The organism is Caulobacter endophyticus, assembly GCF_029543245.1.
Classification (GTDB): Bacteria; Pseudomonadota; Alphaproteobacteria; order Caulobacterales; family Caulobacteraceae; genus Caulobacter; species Caulobacter endophyticus_A.
Map to the genome: position 1 here is coordinate 123,095 of NZ_JARQWV010000004.1, position 15,608 is coordinate 138,702.

Below are 15,608 nucleotides of genomic sequence, written 5' to 3' on the forward strand. Positions count from 1 at the left end.
TTGGAGCAGCAGGCCGTCATTTGGTTGCACCAGTTCGAAATTGGCTAGCGCTGGCTGACGAAATTTTGCGATCGTGTTGCGGACGTCGACTGGATTCCGGCGGGTGGAGGAACAGCTCGACTAAGAACGCGCAGGTAGAGGCGGCGCGGAAAAGATGGCCGACTGGCTGCCCCGCACTCGGTGAGCGACGTTATGTCGCCCCCCCTGGAAGCCAGTTCCAACCTGCAAATTAAGGATCACACCCGCTTAACGGACGCCTTCGATCGGCGACCTCCAGGCGAGCGGCAATGACCTTTGCGACCCGCGTTCTGAGCTTCAAGACCATTGCCCAGGCCAGCCTGGTCCGTCTGGCCGCGGCGCTGTTAGTGCTGGCGCTGAGCCAGGCTCCCTCTCTGGCCGCCACGCTGACCTTCAACCGCGCCTATCAGGGCGGGCTGTCGGGCCAGACCTTCACCACGACGACCCAGCTGACCGCCGACGCCGGCTCGATCCGCTTTAGCGACAACGGAACCCAGCGGTCGTTCCAGAACACCAGCGGCACCCTCTATTACACGGTGGGCGGCGTCGCCTATTCAGAGACGGGGGTGCTGAACTCCCGCTACCCGAACGGCAACACCCAGATGAACGCTGTCGCGTTCAGCGGTACGGGCGGCGACCGCTTGTTGGTGCTAAGCGGCTCATATGCCACCTCGAGCAGCTACAGCGGCAGCTCCAACGCCATCGTCACCAAGCTCAACGAATATATCGACGCCACCGCTCCGGACGCTTCCCAGACGACCCTGCTTGTTAACGGCGGCTCCAGCGCCACTGCCTCGGTCGGGGGGACGGCGACGGTCGTGGTGACGGTGAAGCTGTCGTCGGGAACCGCCGTGTCCGGCGCCACGGTGTCGATCGCAGGCAGTCCGTCGGGCGGCTCTTCGATCTCGCCGGCCTCGACCACCACCAACGCCAGCGGCCAGGCCAGCTTCACCGTCCAGGGCCTGCAGTCGGGCACGGTGGCCTACACCGCCACCGCCTCGGCCAACGGCACCACCACGACCAGCGCCGGCACGGTGTCGGTGACCTATGTCGGCGTGCGCAACGCAGGCCAGTCGACGGCCAGCGTGCCGTCCGGCACGGCGGGCCAGGCGACGACGGTGGTCATCACGGTCCGCGACGCTGACGGCACGGTGATTGCCGGCGCCTCTGGCGGCCTTGCTGTCACCATCGGCGGAACCAACGCCGGCGCCACGCCGAGCGCTATCACCGACAACGGCAATGGGACCTATTCGGTCACCTACACCCCGGCCACTGCCGGGACGGACGCCGTCGCCATCACCCTCGACGGGACGGCGATCTCGGGTTCGCCCTATTCCAGCGTGGTGGCCGCAGCGCCGACGGCGCCGACCATCACGACCACCACCCTGCCGACGCCGGTTCTGGGTCAGGCCTACGGCCAGACCGTCGCCACCACCGGCGGCACGGCTCCGGTGACTTTCGCCGTCACCAGCGGCGCGCTGCCGACCGGGCTCACCCTCAACGCGTCGACCGGTGCGATCTCCGGTACGGCCACTGCTGCGGGCGCATACAGCTTCACGATCACGGCGACGGGCGCCAACAGCCTTTCGAGCAACCAGGCCTACAGCGGCGCGATCGCAGCCGCCGTAGCCATCACCACGACGTCGCTGCCGACGCCCGTGCTCGGCCAGGGCTACAGCCAGACGGTTGCGACCAGCGGCGGGACGGCTCCGGTGACCTTCGCCGTCACGACTGGTGCGCTGCCGACCGGCCTCAGCCTGACCCCCTCGACCGGCGCGATCTCCGGCATGGCGACCGCCTCGGGCGCCTACAGCTTCGCCGTCACCGCCACCGACGCCAACGGCCTGACTGACGCCAAAACCTATAGCGGGACCATCTCTGCCGGCGTGGCGATCACCACGACTTCGCTGCCGACGCCCGTGCTCGGCCAGGGCTACAGCCAGACGGTCGCCACGACAGGCTGTACGGCCCCGGTGACCTTCGCCGTCACCACGGGGGCGCTGCCGACCGGCCTGACGCTCAACGCCTCGACCGGCGTGATCTCCGGCACAGCGACTGCGGCCGGCGACTACAGCTTTGTCGTTACGGCCACCGACGCCAACAGCCTCACCGACGCCAAGACCTATAGCGGCACGATTTCGGCTGGCGTCGTTATCACCACGACCACCATGCCGACGCCTGTGCTCGGCCAAGCCTATAGCCAGACGGTTGTGACTTCGGGCGGCACGGCTCCCGAGACCTTCGCGGTCACTACCGGTGCGCTGCCGACGGGGCTCAGCCTCAACGCCTCCACGGGCGTGATCTCCGGCACGGCCACAGCCGCTGGCGCCTACAGCTTCGCGGTCACGGCCACCGACGCCAACGGCCTCACCGACGCGAAGACCTACAGCGGCACGATCTCGGCCGGCGTCGTCATCACCACGACCTCGCTGCCGACGCCTGTGCTAGGCCAAGCCTACAGCCAGACGGTCGCCACGACCGGCGGCACGGCCCCGGTCACCTTCACGGTCACCACCGGCGCGCTGCCCACCGGCCTGATCCTCAACGCCTCCACGGGCGTGATCTCCGGTACGGCGACCGCCTCGGGCGCCTACAGCTTCGCCGTCACCGCTACCGAGGCCAACGGCCTCACCGACGCCGAGACCTACAGCGGCACGATCTCGGCCGCCGTTGCCATCACCACGACCTCCCTGCCGACGCCTGTGCTCGGCCAAGCCTACAGCCAGACCGTCGCCACCACCGGGGGCGCGGTTCCGGTGACTTTCGCCGTCACCAGCGGCGCGCTGCCGACCGGGCTCAGCCTCAACGCCTCCACAGGCGTGATCTCCGGCACGGCGACCGCCGCTGGCGCCTACAGCTTCGCGGTTACGGCCACCGACGCCAACGGCCTCACCGACGTCGAGACCTACAGTGGGGCTATCGTTCCCCTGCTCCTGCCGCCGAGCGCGGCGGCGGTCTCGATCACCGTCGCCGCCAACAGCACGGCCAATCCGGTTGCGCCGGCGCTCTCCGGCGGGGCTGGGGCGTCGGTTGCGATCAGCGGCCAGGCGAGCCACGGATCGGCGACGGCGTCCGGCCTGTCGATCACCTACACGCCCGCCGCCGGCTTCTCGGGCGCGGACAGCTTCACCTACACGGCGACCAACGCCGCGGGGACCTCGTCGCCTGCTCTGGTGACCGTCACCGTCTCGGCGCCGACCCTGATCCTGGCGCCGACCGGCGCCCTGCCCGGCGGAACGGTCGGCGCGGTCTATGCCCAGACCCTTTCCGCGTCGGGAGGAACCGGCCCCTATGTCTATGCCATTTCGGGCGGCGTCCTGCCGGCCGGCCTGACCGTCGATCCTGCGACGGGCGCTGTCTCGGGTGCGCCGACCACGGCCGGAAGCTATACGTTCGACATCGTCGTCACCGACGCCCACGGCGCGACGGGAACGGCGGCCTACACGATCGTCATCGCCCCGGCGCCTCTGGCCGCGCCGAACGCGGGCGTCGTGTCGATTACCGTCGCCGCCAACAGCGCCGACAATCCGGTCGCACCGGCGTTGTCGGGCGGGGCCGCGACCTCCGTCGCCATCGCCGGCCAGCCGGCCCACGGCGCGGCGACGATCTCAGGCCTTGCGATCAGCTACACCCCCGCCGCCGGCTTTTCCGGCGTGGACAGCTTCACCTATACGGCCGCCAACGCCGCAGGAGTCTCGACCCCCGCCGGTGTGACGGTAACGGTCACCGCCCCGGCCCTGGTCTTGACCCCGTCGGGCGGCTTGCCCGACGGCATGGCCGAGGCCGCCTACGCCCAGACCCTCACGGTCTCCGGCGGCGCAGCGCCCTACCGGTTCGCCGTGACCAGCGGAGCTCTGCCCCCCGGCCTGACGCTGAACGCCGCTTCGGGCGCCATCACCGGTACGCCCACGACGGCGGGGAGCTATGGCTTCCAGGTGACGGCAAACGACGCCAATGGCGCGGCGGGCGCTTCGGCCTATACGGTGACTATCGCGCCCGCGCCGCCGGTGGCCGCCGACTCCACGAGCGCCACGGTGCCGGCCAATACCCAGACCGAGGCCGGCCAGAACGTCAGTCTCAACCTTTCGACCCTGGTCACCGGCGATGTGACCGAGGTGCGTATCGTCACCCAGCCGCGGCATGGCACGGTGACCCTGAGCCAGACCCTGGCGATGCGCGGCGGCGGTGGGCTGTTCATGATGGCCCTCGCCGGCCTGTCGACCCCGAGCCAGTTCGTCGCGGTCTACACACCGGACAAGGACTTCCAGGGCGTCGATAGTTTCGCCTTCGTCGCCGTCGGTCCGGGCGGGGTTTCGGCTCCGGCTGTCGCCACGATCACCGTGGTCGGGCGTCCGCCGACGGCCAAGGCGCTGGCCGCTGCGACCACCGACGGCAAGACGGTCTCGGTCGAACTGACCACCGGCGCCACAGACGGACCCTTCACCGGGGCAACGCTCGGCGCGGTGACCCCGACGGACGCCGCGACGGTCGCGCTCGTGCAGGGTGGAACCGCCTCGGCGCGCACCTTCCGCCTCGACGTCACGCCCAAGATCCGCTTCGGCGGGACGATCAAGATCGACTACACCCTGACCAACGTGTTCGGCGACTCCTCGACGGCCACCGTCACGATCCAGGTCACCGCCCGCCCAAACCCGGCGGCCGACCCGGTGGTCCAGGGGATCAGCGACGCCCAAGGCGAGGCGGCCCGCCGCTTCGCTCAGGCACAGGTCGACAACTTCATGCGCCGGGCCGAAAGCCTGCACGGCGCCGATTGCCTGGCCTCAGGCAACGGCGTGACCCTGTCCGCGGTCGGCATGGACCGCACCGACGATCCTCGCGGTCGCGTCGGCGGGCCGGCTCGGGACGCGGCGAACCGCGCCTCGGAAGGCTCCAGTGGCGGCGCCGCCTCCAACGCCGAGGCCTCGGCCGCGGCGCGGGGCTGCCGTCCGGGGGACGCTTCGGTCTGGACCGGCGGGGCGATCTCGCTGAGCACGCGTGACGCCTCGGGCGATGCCTCGAGGATCCGCGCCACCAGCAGCGGGCTGAGCCTGGGCGTCGACAAGCGCGTGTCCGAGCGCGCCAGCGTCGGGGTCGGCATCGGCTACGGCGAGGACCGCAGCCGCGTCGGCGGCGACGCCGGTCGGGTCTCGGCCCAGAGCACGGTCGTGGCCGCCTATGGCAGCCTGGCGCCGGCCGACGGCCTGTTCATCGACGGCATGGTCGCCCGCGGCTGGCTCGACTTCGACACCCGCCGCCTGGATCCCACCAGCGGACTGACGATCCTGGGCGCCCGCGATGGCCGCTTCACCGTCGCGGCCCTATCGGCTGGCCTCGACCGCCAGCGCGGCGGTCTGAGCTGGTCGCCCTATGGGCGCCTGGAATATCTGAGCGGGTCGCTGGACGCCTACCGCGAGCAGGGCGCGGGCATCTACGATCTCCGCTTCGATCGCCGTTCCGTGCGCTCGACGCTGGGCGTGCTGGGGCTCCGTGCGGCGCATGAGCGTTCGACCGTCGCCGGGATCCTGACCACCTCGCTGCGCGCCGAATGGCGTCACGAGTTCTCCGGCGGATCGCGGCAAGGCGTCGACTACGCCGATGTCCCCGGCGTGGCCTACTACAGCCTGCCAGCCCTGGGCTGGTCGCGAGAGCAACTACTTATCGATCCCGGTCTGGGCCTGCTGCTGCCCTCCGGCTGGGAGCTGGGCCTCGATGCGGGCTTGAGGCTCTCGGACGGCGAAAGCATGACCCAGGCGCGGGTCGAGGCGAAGAAGCGGTTCTAGGAATGGTCAGCCCGCAAGGTCCAATCGCTTGGACTTTGCGGGTTCTCCGGACTCACCTCTCCATCGGGAGCGCGCCATGAACTGCCGCCTGTGCGCCTCCATGAACAGGACGTTCAGCTCCAGCCCGGCAACGGCAGCGCACGACCCTAGTCGGACATCAGGGTGCGGCGGAGCTAGGCCTGCGCCTGACTATTACGCAGACGGTGCCCAAGACCCTGGGCGCGGTCAGCATTACCCTCTGGTGCCCCTAACGGGGTGTCCTTCCCTCCGCCGCGTCGCACACATAGCATCAGAAAATGCCGGCGTCTGCTCATAGGCTAATTGGCAAATGCTGCTCGCGACCCTAGTCGGACATTGCGCCACGACCATGCGTCGTGAGATGCAACAACCTATGCTGCAACTCAACGATGATCGCTGGTCAGGCCTCGTCCACGCATATGGAGCGGCATCGGACGTCCCTATGCTTCTCCGCCGCCTCGAAGAAAACCCGAGGCAGATGGCCCCCAATGATGAGCCGTGGTTCACCCTTTGGTCGAGCCTTTGCCATCAGGGAGATGTCTACAGCGCGTCCTACGCTGCGGTTCCGCACATCGTCAGGATCGCTCTCTCCGCACCCGGACCAGTCGACTTTAGCTTTTTCCTTCTTCCGGCTTCAGTTGATGTGGCGCGATCAAAGGGGCCAGGACCGGAAATTCCTGAGTTTCTCAGACAGGCGTATCATGACGCTATTCAGGGCCTCGCCGATTGCGCCGCCGCCCATCTGAGCGAAGCCTGGGGCGAAGACCTGGCGATTGCGGCTACTGCTGCGGTAGCAGTGTCCAAGGGCCATCATCAACTAGCGGAAGCGGTGATGAATCTCGATCACGACTGGATTGCCAAGATCAACAACGGGGACTGGGGCTAAGCATGCGCTGGTTAGCTGCACTTCTAGCGCTCGTTCCCTCCACCAACAGCGCAGCCGGAGAATGGCCGCCGTTGCCTAAGTCAGGCTTCGTCAGTGGCAGGCTCGCGACTGAAGCCGATCTCAAGCGCGGCGACGCGATCTTCCATTCCTTGGTGGACGGTAAGCCCTCTGGCTCGCCCGCTCGCATCCATGTCCCGCAATTCGCTCATCTCATCGAAGAAAATGGCGCTCGACGTCCCGTCGTCGTCATCCAGGCTGAGACGAATGAGCAAGGCACGGTGTTCGGCGTGAAGGACGTGCAGGGCAACGAATACGTGGCCACCGAAGCCGAAGTTATACTCCTCGGTTCGTCGCATCCGTAGCAAAGGTCACCACGTCCGTTCACCACCCGTTGCGGACCTTCCCACGGGCCGCTAACGGAAATCGCAGTTTAGAGGCTGCGGCTCAGGCTTAGCTCTCCGGGTCATTCGACTCTGCGCGCCCACACCTTGGTACGCCCTGAGTGTGCCGCAATGCGCCAGCCGTGCCTCAGTTCGGCGCTGATGGCCGATCGACCGTGACCGCGAGACAATGCTCCATAATGCCAAGCTTCAGGTGAGCGCCGCTCTCTGGTAGTGGTGGTACTGAGGCTCGACCTATGCGGGCGCCTGGGCGCCGGAGGGGGTATGGGGACCGTCAAGGATATCATCGACCAGGCGCCGAAGGCATTCGATGTCGCAGCTACCTTTTTCAACAACCCTCGAGAGGCACTGCGCGGACCGGTGAAGGTCGGCGACGCCCTTACACTGCTGGCCGGCGCACTTCTAACGCTGACCTTCACCTTCATCCTTACAGGACTGATCTGGTTCGCCGTCTTCTACACTAGCGCTTTCAAGGAGCACATGGGCGAAGACCTCAAGGAGAAGATCACGGCGAACTTTGTCATCGCAGGCAGCCTGTTTTTCGTCGAATTTTTCTGTGCCTTGCTGACATCGTTGATCATTACAGTTGTCGCGCGACTGTGCGGAGCTATCCCCGGGGCTAGCCTCTTCGCCAAGGTTCTGCTCGTCTTCTGCCTAGAAGCGCTGGTCGGCATTCCGTCAGCAGTCTGCGTCTTTGCTGAGGATATTTCGACGCAGTGTGCGATGATCGCTGTCATCGCCGTCATTCGCATCGTTGAAGTGACTTTGCTTCTCGCGCCGTTGATGATCGCCGGCCGTCTACGGGGCCTCCGACTGGTGCTCGCGTGGGGCATTGGCGTTCCAGCTCCTACGGCGATCATCTTCTTTGTGATCACGGGCATGCACTGGGTGGTGCTCGCCATTGTTCTCGTTAAGTCCTGGGATTGATCCTCCAGGCAGGTAGCGGAAATCGCGCTCTAAAAGGCTGCGACGTAGGCATAGCTCTTCTCGGCATTCGGCTCTGCGCGCCTATCCCTGCGTACGGAGCCGAACTCTACGCCTTCTGTAGGTCGGTTGACCTTCATCCGTCCCAAACGCCGCTAGTCTCCTAACCACCCATCTCTGCCGATCCGGAGGCCTGCATCTTCGGCCGGGTCGCGCCAACTACAGACATTTGCCCACCTTCAGAAACGCGACCTTCGGTGACGAGTGGAAATGACCGGCCCCGCCTTAGCCTGACATTACCAAACATGGTCAGCTTGGTTCCGACGCCGAGGCCCTGACCACGTCCAGCTAGTGTAGGATATCGGCGCAATGAAACCGTCGAAGGTTCAAGGATGCGCTCGGCCGAGATCCTGCGTCTGACGCGGCGGACGGACCTCGACATGGGAGCAGGTCCGCAAAGCCGCAGAGACTTAGGCGGCCTTCCCGCCAAATTCAGCGCCCAAGCGCGCGAACGCCGCTTGGAGATACTCGGTGAGCGGCTTTTGCCCCCCATCATCGGCCCAAACGTCAATTGAAAGCCTCATCGCCCCCACGCTAGCCATGGCCGCCAAGCGCAGGCTGTCTCGCTGGCGCTCTTCGGGCCAAAGCTCGCGCAGCGCCTCGAAAGCTGCCTGCTCCATGTTCAGAAATTTGACCTGATTGCCCGCGTGAAGCTGCTCGGTCGAGCGCACGATCCTGATGATCGTGATCGCCACGTCCGGACGGATGTTCGCCGCCAAGGCGATCAGCGCCGCCTGAACAGTGGCGAGCGGCGACGCCGCGGGCCCTCGCTCCAGCACGGCCGCGCGTACCGCATTCGGCAGCGCGCCCTGCCAGGCCAGGATGATCTCTTCCTTCGACTTGAAGTAGTGGAAAAAGGTCCGGCGCGCGATGCCCGAGGCCTCGGCGATCGCGTCGAGCGTCGTGGCCTCGTAGCCGTTGGCGATGAAGAGCTGGAGGCCTGTCTCGGTGATGCGTTGACGGGTTTCGCGACGCTTCCGTTCGCGCAAGCCATCCTGATCCTCAGAGTTCGGTTCCATTCCGATGGAATGCCATGAGCAAGTGCTCTTGTAAATTTGCACTTGGTGCAGTATTTGATTATGCACCGAGTGCAACTTTGAAACTTGCGCGCCCTTTCTTCTCTCCATCGCGGACATCAAGCATGAGAGCCGTACGCATCCACAGCTTCAACGACACGCCCCGCATCGAGGACGCGCCGATCCCTAACGTCGAGCCGGGCGAGGTGCTGTTGCGCGTGCAAGCCGCCGCCCTCAATCCGCTCGACGCGCTGGTCGTCTCGGGGTTTGCCCAGCACTTCTTCGACATCAAGCTGCCGATCACCCTGGCCACCGACTTCGCTGGCGTCATTGAACGGGTTGGCTCGGCCGTCACCCGGTGGAAGGTGGGCGACCGGGTGATCGCTTGGGCTGATGCGGGGGTCAGTGGCGGTCTGGCCGAGTTCGCCGTCGCGCCGGCCAGCGCGTGCGTAGCGTTACCCGATGCCCTCTCGGCGGCCCAAGGCAGCGCGATCCCGACCGCTGGGATCACCGCCTGGCACGCCCTGTTCTCCAGCGCCAAGCTGAAGGCTGGCGAAACCGTCCTGATCCATGGCGCGGCGGGCGGCGTCGGCGGCTTCGCCGTTCAGTTCGCCCACTTGGCCGGCGCGCGAGTGATCGCCACCGCGTCGGGCGACGGCCTTGCCCGACTTCGCGACTTGGGGGCCGATGAGGCGATCGACTACCAAGCGCAGGACTTCACCTCAGCGGTGTCAGGCATCGACGTCGTGCTTGATCTGGTCGGCGGCGAAACGCAGAGCCGCTCCTATTCGGTCATGCGCCAGGGCGGCCGTCTCGTGTCCACCGCCATGCCACCCGACGAGGCGTTGGCCAAGGCGCATGGCGTCGAGGCCAACATCTTCTACGCAAAGCCCTATGCCGACCGTCTGGGCGAACTGGTGACGACGATCGTCGACAACAGGCTGAAGGTCGTTATCGACCGTCAGGTGTCGATGGACGCCTTCGACGAGGCCTGGGCTCGTCAGATTTCCGGCCGCGCGCGCGGCAAGATTGTCGTCTCTTTGTCCTGATTTCCATCAACAACCCACAAAACATTCCGATGAGCATTCCTTCCCTTGGGGGCGCGTTCGCCCTTCCCGGTACGTCGCTGAGCCTCAAGCGCATGGGCTATGGCACGATGCAACTGCCCGGCCCGCATGTTTGGGGTCCGCCGCGCGACAAGCTCGCCGCGCTGGCCGTCCTGCGTGAGGTCATCGCGCTGGGCGCCAACCACATCGATACGGCCGAGTTTTACGGTCCCGGCGTCTCCAACCAACTGATCCGCGAAGCGCTCGAACCCTATCCCGAAGACCTGACGATCATCACCAAGGTCGGCTTCGTTCGCGGTCCGGACGGATCCTGGGCGCCTGACCACACGCCTGAGGGCCTCACCCGCGCGGTGCATGAAAACCTCTCCAGTCTCGGTCTAGAGGCGCTGGATGTCGTCAATCTGAGGCTGGGCGGTCCGCACGGTCCGGACGATCAATCCGTGGCTGAACCGCTGGGCGTGCTGGTCGAGCTTCAACGTCAGGGTCTGATCCGCCACATCGGTCTCAGCACCATCTCGCCGGGTCAGTTCGCTGAAGCCAAGTCGATCGCCGACATCGTTTGTGTTCAGAACCAGTACAACCTGGTGCAGCGCGGCGACGATGATTTCATCGACGCCCTGGCCGCCGAAGGTGTGGCCTACGTGCCCTACTTCCCCCTAGGTGGCTTTTCGCCCCTACAATCGTCGCTGCTTTCCAGCGTGGCGGCTGAACTCGGCGCGAACCCCAAGCAGGTCGCGCTGGCATGGCTTCTGCAGCGTTCGCCCAACATCCTGGTAATCGCAGGCACCTCTTCGCCGGCCCACCTCCGGGAGAACTTCGCGGCGGCGGATCTGACGCTCTCACCATCACAGGTCGCCACACTTAACAGCATCTCCGACCAAGTCGGGGGGCAGTGAACGGGGCGGCCCTCGCCGGCCCAACTCAGTGACAAGGCCTCGCCCGCTCCGTCGCCGCCGCGCCGGAGCCGGCGTTGGTCTATCGCACTCGTCTTGCGCCTTTTGCCCACAATACGTCGCGCCAATTGCTGACATTTGGCGAGACTGCGGGAACGCGACATTCAGGAGGCGGGCCTACGGACGGGCTTCGTCTTCGATGGCCAGGGCCTCTCCGCGAACTCGGCTGTGGCTAGTTATTATGCTGATGGCTGCGGACCTTGGCCGCATGGTCGAAGTTTCTCGCGCAGCCTCGGTGATTTAGCGCGGGACCAACTGCTCCCCCAATGGATCACCGGCGCCGGCTCGAGCGGTATCGCCTCCGCCCCGCGAGCAAGGCCAACACACAGCACGGGATACTACTCAGACAATTGGCCTGACCAGTTGATAGCGATGTCAAACTCCCCGAAGCCGAGACCAAGTAAGGCAGCGCCAGAAGCTGGCTGAATCCGCCTGCTAATCCAGGCTACCAAGAGATTCAAAAGCCATCGATATTCCAACAACTTCAATTGACACGGGGTGTTAGTCGGCCATTTGGGACAGACCATCACCTCCATTAACAGTTGCGGCCAAAATTCGCCCATGCAACAAAGTGGTCATACCAGATTCCAAACTGGCCTACCAAAATGTGGGAGCAGGTTAAACCACTCGGATATGGAGCCGCCTGAGGGCTCCGCGCCGGCGCTGAAAGCTCCGCCGCAAACGGCTTTCGACAGAAAACAAGAAGCTTCGGGAGGCGGGGGAGCCGTCCCGAAAACTCACTATGGGAGAGAAAACAATGGAGCGCGTCCACGCGCGCGGCCAACTGGCCGCTGCTGTGTCCGTCATAGCCCTGAGCGCGGCCCTTGGCCCGCAGGGTGCCATGGCTCAGGAAGCCATCAAGACCGCGCCGGCGGCCGCTGCACCCAGGGAAGAACCCACGCAGGTGGAGGCCATCGTGGTGGGCGCGCGCGCCTCCCAGCAGTCGGCCATCGCGCGCAAGAAGCGCAGCACCACGGCCCAGGACTCCATCGTCGCCGACGATGTCGGCTCGTTCCCTGACAGCAACGTAAATGAGGCCATGTCGCGCGTAGCGGGCGTGGCTATCGAGCGCAACGGCTTTGGCGAGGGCGACGGCGTGTCGATCCGCGGCAACGGCGCTGACCTCACTCGCGTCGAGCTCGACGGCATGGGCGTGGCCGCTTCGGGCTTCAGCCTCGCCGCTGGCGGCGGCGAGGGCCGCGGCGCGGACCTGCGCGAGTTCCCCGCCGAAATGATCAAGAGCCTGGACGTCATCAAGGGTCAGACTGCGGACATGACGCCCGGCGGCCTTGGCGCCACCGTGCAGATTCAGACGCGAACGGGCCTGGATTTCAAGAAGCCCTATCTGTCGCTGCGAGGCGCTGCTGCCGGCAATACTCTGTCGCGCAAGGCCTCGCCTGAACTGGGAATTGTCGCTTCGCGCAAATTCCTCGACGACCGCCTGGGCGTCATCGGTAACCTAAGCTACAGCAAACGCCTCAACGACAGCCACGCCCTCAACGCCGGCGGCACCAACAACACCCAGGGCTATACGCGCTTCGCCGACTTCGACAACTCGCCCGACAAGACCTTCACCTACAATCCGGCGACCGCCAACGGCGCCGGCGCGACCGATCCGATCGCCTCCTGGGCGTTGACCGGCGGTGGCACCTGGAACGCGCCCACGCCGCTGGATGTCTATACAAAGTCGGCGGCGGCCCAGACCAAGGCCGGGTGCCTGAGCGCCTTTCCGCTGCTCAACACCACCCAGCTCAATTCGATCGTCGCCGGCAGCAATGGCGCCAATCGCCTGGCCGCCCAGCAGGCGCAGATCAATGCCCAGGTCAGTTGCCTCAACCAGTGGAACGACTATGCGCCTAACCTGGTGCGCGACCAGAACTTGACGCAGTACGAAGACCGGCTGGCCTGGGACCTGCGCTTCGACTACCGCGTCAACGACGACCTGACGATCTTCGGCAAGTACCAAGTCGCCAACCGCGAGCAGAACGAGAACAACCGCCAGCGCACCCGCGGCGGTGTCACCTCGCTGACGGCCGCTTCAGCGGGTCAGGCGACGACCTCGCTGGTCACTAACACCTTCTATGCGCCCGGCACGCCCAACATCCTGTCGGCCGTTCCCGGCGGCGGATTCTATATTTACAACCCTGGCCTGCCCACCGCGACGACGACCATCGACACTACGCCCGGCTCGACGGTGACCAACAACGCCTTCCCGCTCTACGGCGTGGCGGCCAACATCGTCCCCGGCTCGATCCAGGTCGACGCCAACCACCATTTGACCCAGTTCGACATCACCAACGCCAGCTACAGCGTCGATCAAATTCAGAACGATCAGATCTGGAAGAACAAGTACCTGACGTTTGGCGCCGACTACGACCGCGGTCCGCTGAAGGCCGAGCTGCGCGCCGGCCACAGCGACAGCGACTACTCGCGCACCGACCTGCGCCTGACACGTGCCTACACCTACGGCAACGCCACGATGCGGGCGCTGGAAAACGGGATCTGGACGATCGACATGCCGTCCAATTTCGATCCCAACAACATGAGCAATTACGTGCAGATGGCCGCCGCCACAGCGGCCGGGCAGCCGTCGTACTCCAACTCCTACCGCCTGGTCTGGAACCCGCGGAAGGTGGAGAGCACCAGCGATCAGCTGAAGTTCGACGTCACCTACCTGCCCGACATGCCGGTGTTCACTCGGTTCAAGGCCGGCATCCTCTACATCGACTCCAAAACCAATTCTTGGCAGGGGGGCGGATCCTCGCCCGAGCCGGGCGTCTATCTCCCCACCAACACCCTGCGCAGCGACGTGCGAGCCTGCGAGAACCTGCCCACTACCCTCGCGGCCAACGCCTGCGTCTATGGCTACGCCCCCAACCCGACCACGGGCTCCAACTTCCTCTACGGCCTTGAGACCCTCACCCGCGCCCAACTGATCTCAATCTTCGAGAACTCGATCGAGCGCAACTCAGGCAAGTTCATGCCAGGCTATGACGGCATCAGCGGCCTGGAGCTTTGGGACAGCATCGACGTCAAGAAGGCCTTCTCGCAACTGGCCAGCGCGGCGAACTACAACTTCGACTGCCTCAAGGAATGCACGGCCAGCAACGGGCAGGTCTACAAGCAGCCCTACAACGCCACCCGAGAGACCGTCAGCTCGTGGTACTGGATGGCCGACTTGGCCCAGGACCTGCCTCTGGGCATGGAGTTCCGGGGCAATCTGGGCTCGCGGATGATGAAGACTGAGGTGTCAGGCACCGGCTCGGTGATCCTGGGCTTCACGCTCAAGACGCCGGCTTTCGACCCCAACAATCCCAACCTGGCCGCGGGCATCACGACGGCCAACTACACCCGGCCCGTGACGATCAACAAGAGCTACACGGCCTGGCTTCCGTCCTACAACGCCGCCCTGTGGGTGATCCCCGACAGGCTGGTGACACGCTACTCGTGGGCCAAGACCATCGCCCCGCCACCGATGAATCGACTGTGGCCGGGCGGCACCTGCACCTATGACGAGCGTCGGGACGGGGTGGCCGACGCCGACGGCTCGGCCCAGGACATGACCTGCGGCACCTTCGGCAACGCTGACCTGAAGCCCTACCAGGCGACCAAGAACAACACCTCGATCGAGTGGTATCCCAACAAGGACACCTCCTTCAGCCTAGCCTACTATCGCCAGAAGGTTCGGGTCGGCGGCCCCACGGGCATCCCGCTCAAGAACGTCAACCTGTTCGAAGGCCAGGACATCGAGATCCCGGGCACGGGCGGCAAGAAACTCTCGGACTACGAGTTCGGGCTCAACAGCTTCCAGAACGGTCCTGGCTATGTTCAGTCGGGCTGGGAGTTCTCGGCGCGCACCGCCTTCACCTACCTGCCTTGGCGCTTCAGCAAGACCGGCATGGACTTCAACATCTCCACCACCAAGTCGGGGAACGCGGTGGCCTACATGGACCCGCTGACGGGGGATGCGCTCGATCCGGCCAACCAATCGAAATACTTCGCAAACCTCGTCTTCTGGTACGACGACGGCAAGACCAAGGCCCGCATCGCCTACCAAACGCGTGACCGGGTGCTGGCCGGCATCTCGCCGGGCACCGCCACCGGTTCCTCGCCGGTCGGTAACGCGCCCAACACCAACGTCGGCAACTTCGTACGCTTCCCTTACAACCCCAGCGAGCCGTACTACTCGGAGAAGTACGACTATCTGGACGCCAAGGTCTCGCGGAAGATCAACCGCAACCTCGAGGTCTATGTTCAGGGCCGCAACCTCCTCCAAGCCGCGCGCCTGATTGTCGGGGCGGACGATCGCGGCTTCGAAAACGCCAGCGCCAATCCCTGGCAGGTTCAGTACGGCGGCTCACAGCTGGCCGTCGGCTTCACCTATCGCAACTAGGTTCGCAGCGCCGTTGGGGGACGGCGCGGCCTCTCCCCGTCCGCGATGGACGGGGAGAGGAAGGCGACCTTCCCCGGCCCCGCGCTCACCCG

Annotated in this window: 8 protein-coding genes; 7 read left to right on the top strand and 1 reads right to left on the bottom strand. The window is 65.5% G+C overall.

What is annotated here, in order from left to right:
• Positions 1-287: 287 nt before the first annotated feature.
• The 4 genes from P7A99_RS05235 (at position 288) to P7A99_RS05250 (ending at position 8,030) form a co-directional block, all read left to right on the top strand.
• Positions 288-5,798 (top strand): putative Ig domain-containing protein, encoded by a 5,511-nt coding sequence (locus tag P7A99_RS05235; RefSeq protein WP_277792880.1) that lies wholly within the window; start codon positions 288-290, stop codon positions 5,796-5,798.
• 328 nt (positions 5,799-6,126) lie between these two features.
• The gene (locus P7A99_RS05240; RefSeq protein WP_277792881.1) at positions 6,127-6,702 is read left to right on the top strand and encodes a hypothetical protein; all 576 of its coding nucleotides are present in this window, start codon (positions 6,127-6,129) and stop codon (positions 6,700-6,702) included.
• Positions 6,703-6,704: 2 nt separating this feature from the next.
• On the top strand, positions 6,705-7,064 hold the full coding sequence (locus tag P7A99_RS05245) for a hypothetical protein (RefSeq protein WP_277792882.1): 360 nt from the start codon (positions 6,705-6,707) through the stop codon (positions 7,062-7,064).
• A gap of 303 nt (positions 7,065-7,367) precedes the next feature.
• A complete protein-coding gene (locus P7A99_RS05250) occupies positions 7,368-8,030 on the top strand; it encodes a hypothetical protein (RefSeq protein WP_277792883.1) in 663 nt (220 codons plus the stop codon).
• Positions 8,031-8,497: 467 nt separating this feature from the next.
• Here P7A99_RS05250 and P7A99_RS05255 read toward each other — a convergent pair whose 3' ends face one another.
• Positions 8,498-9,076: a TetR/AcrR family transcriptional regulator gene (locus P7A99_RS05255; protein WP_277792884.1), complete on the bottom strand. Its 579-nt coding sequence runs from the start codon at positions 9,074-9,076 to the stop codon at positions 8,498-8,500.
• A 152-nt stretch (positions 9,077-9,228) separates the two neighbouring features.
• On the opposite strand from P7A99_RS05255, the gene P7A99_RS05260 reads away from it, so the two are divergent.
• The 3 genes from P7A99_RS05260 to P7A99_RS05270 all read left to right on the top strand — a co-directional run bounded on the left by P7A99_RS05260 (position 9,229) and on the right by P7A99_RS05270 (position 15,516).
• Positions 9,229-10,152 (top strand): NADP-dependent oxidoreductase, encoded by a 924-nt coding sequence (locus P7A99_RS05260; protein ID WP_277792885.1) that lies wholly within the window; start codon positions 9,229-9,231, stop codon positions 10,150-10,152.
• 29 nt (positions 10,153-10,181) lie between these two features.
• Entirely contained in the window at positions 10,182-11,066 is an 885-nt protein-coding gene (locus P7A99_RS05265) for an oxidoreductase (RefSeq protein WP_277792886.1), read from the top strand.
• 814 nt (positions 11,067-11,880) lie between these two features.
• Positions 11,881-15,516, top strand: coding sequence for a TonB-dependent receptor plug domain-containing protein (locus P7A99_RS05270; RefSeq protein WP_277792887.1), 3,636 nt, complete (start codon positions 11,881-11,883; stop codon positions 15,514-15,516).
• The last annotated feature ends 92 nt before the right edge of the window (positions 15,517-15,608 follow it).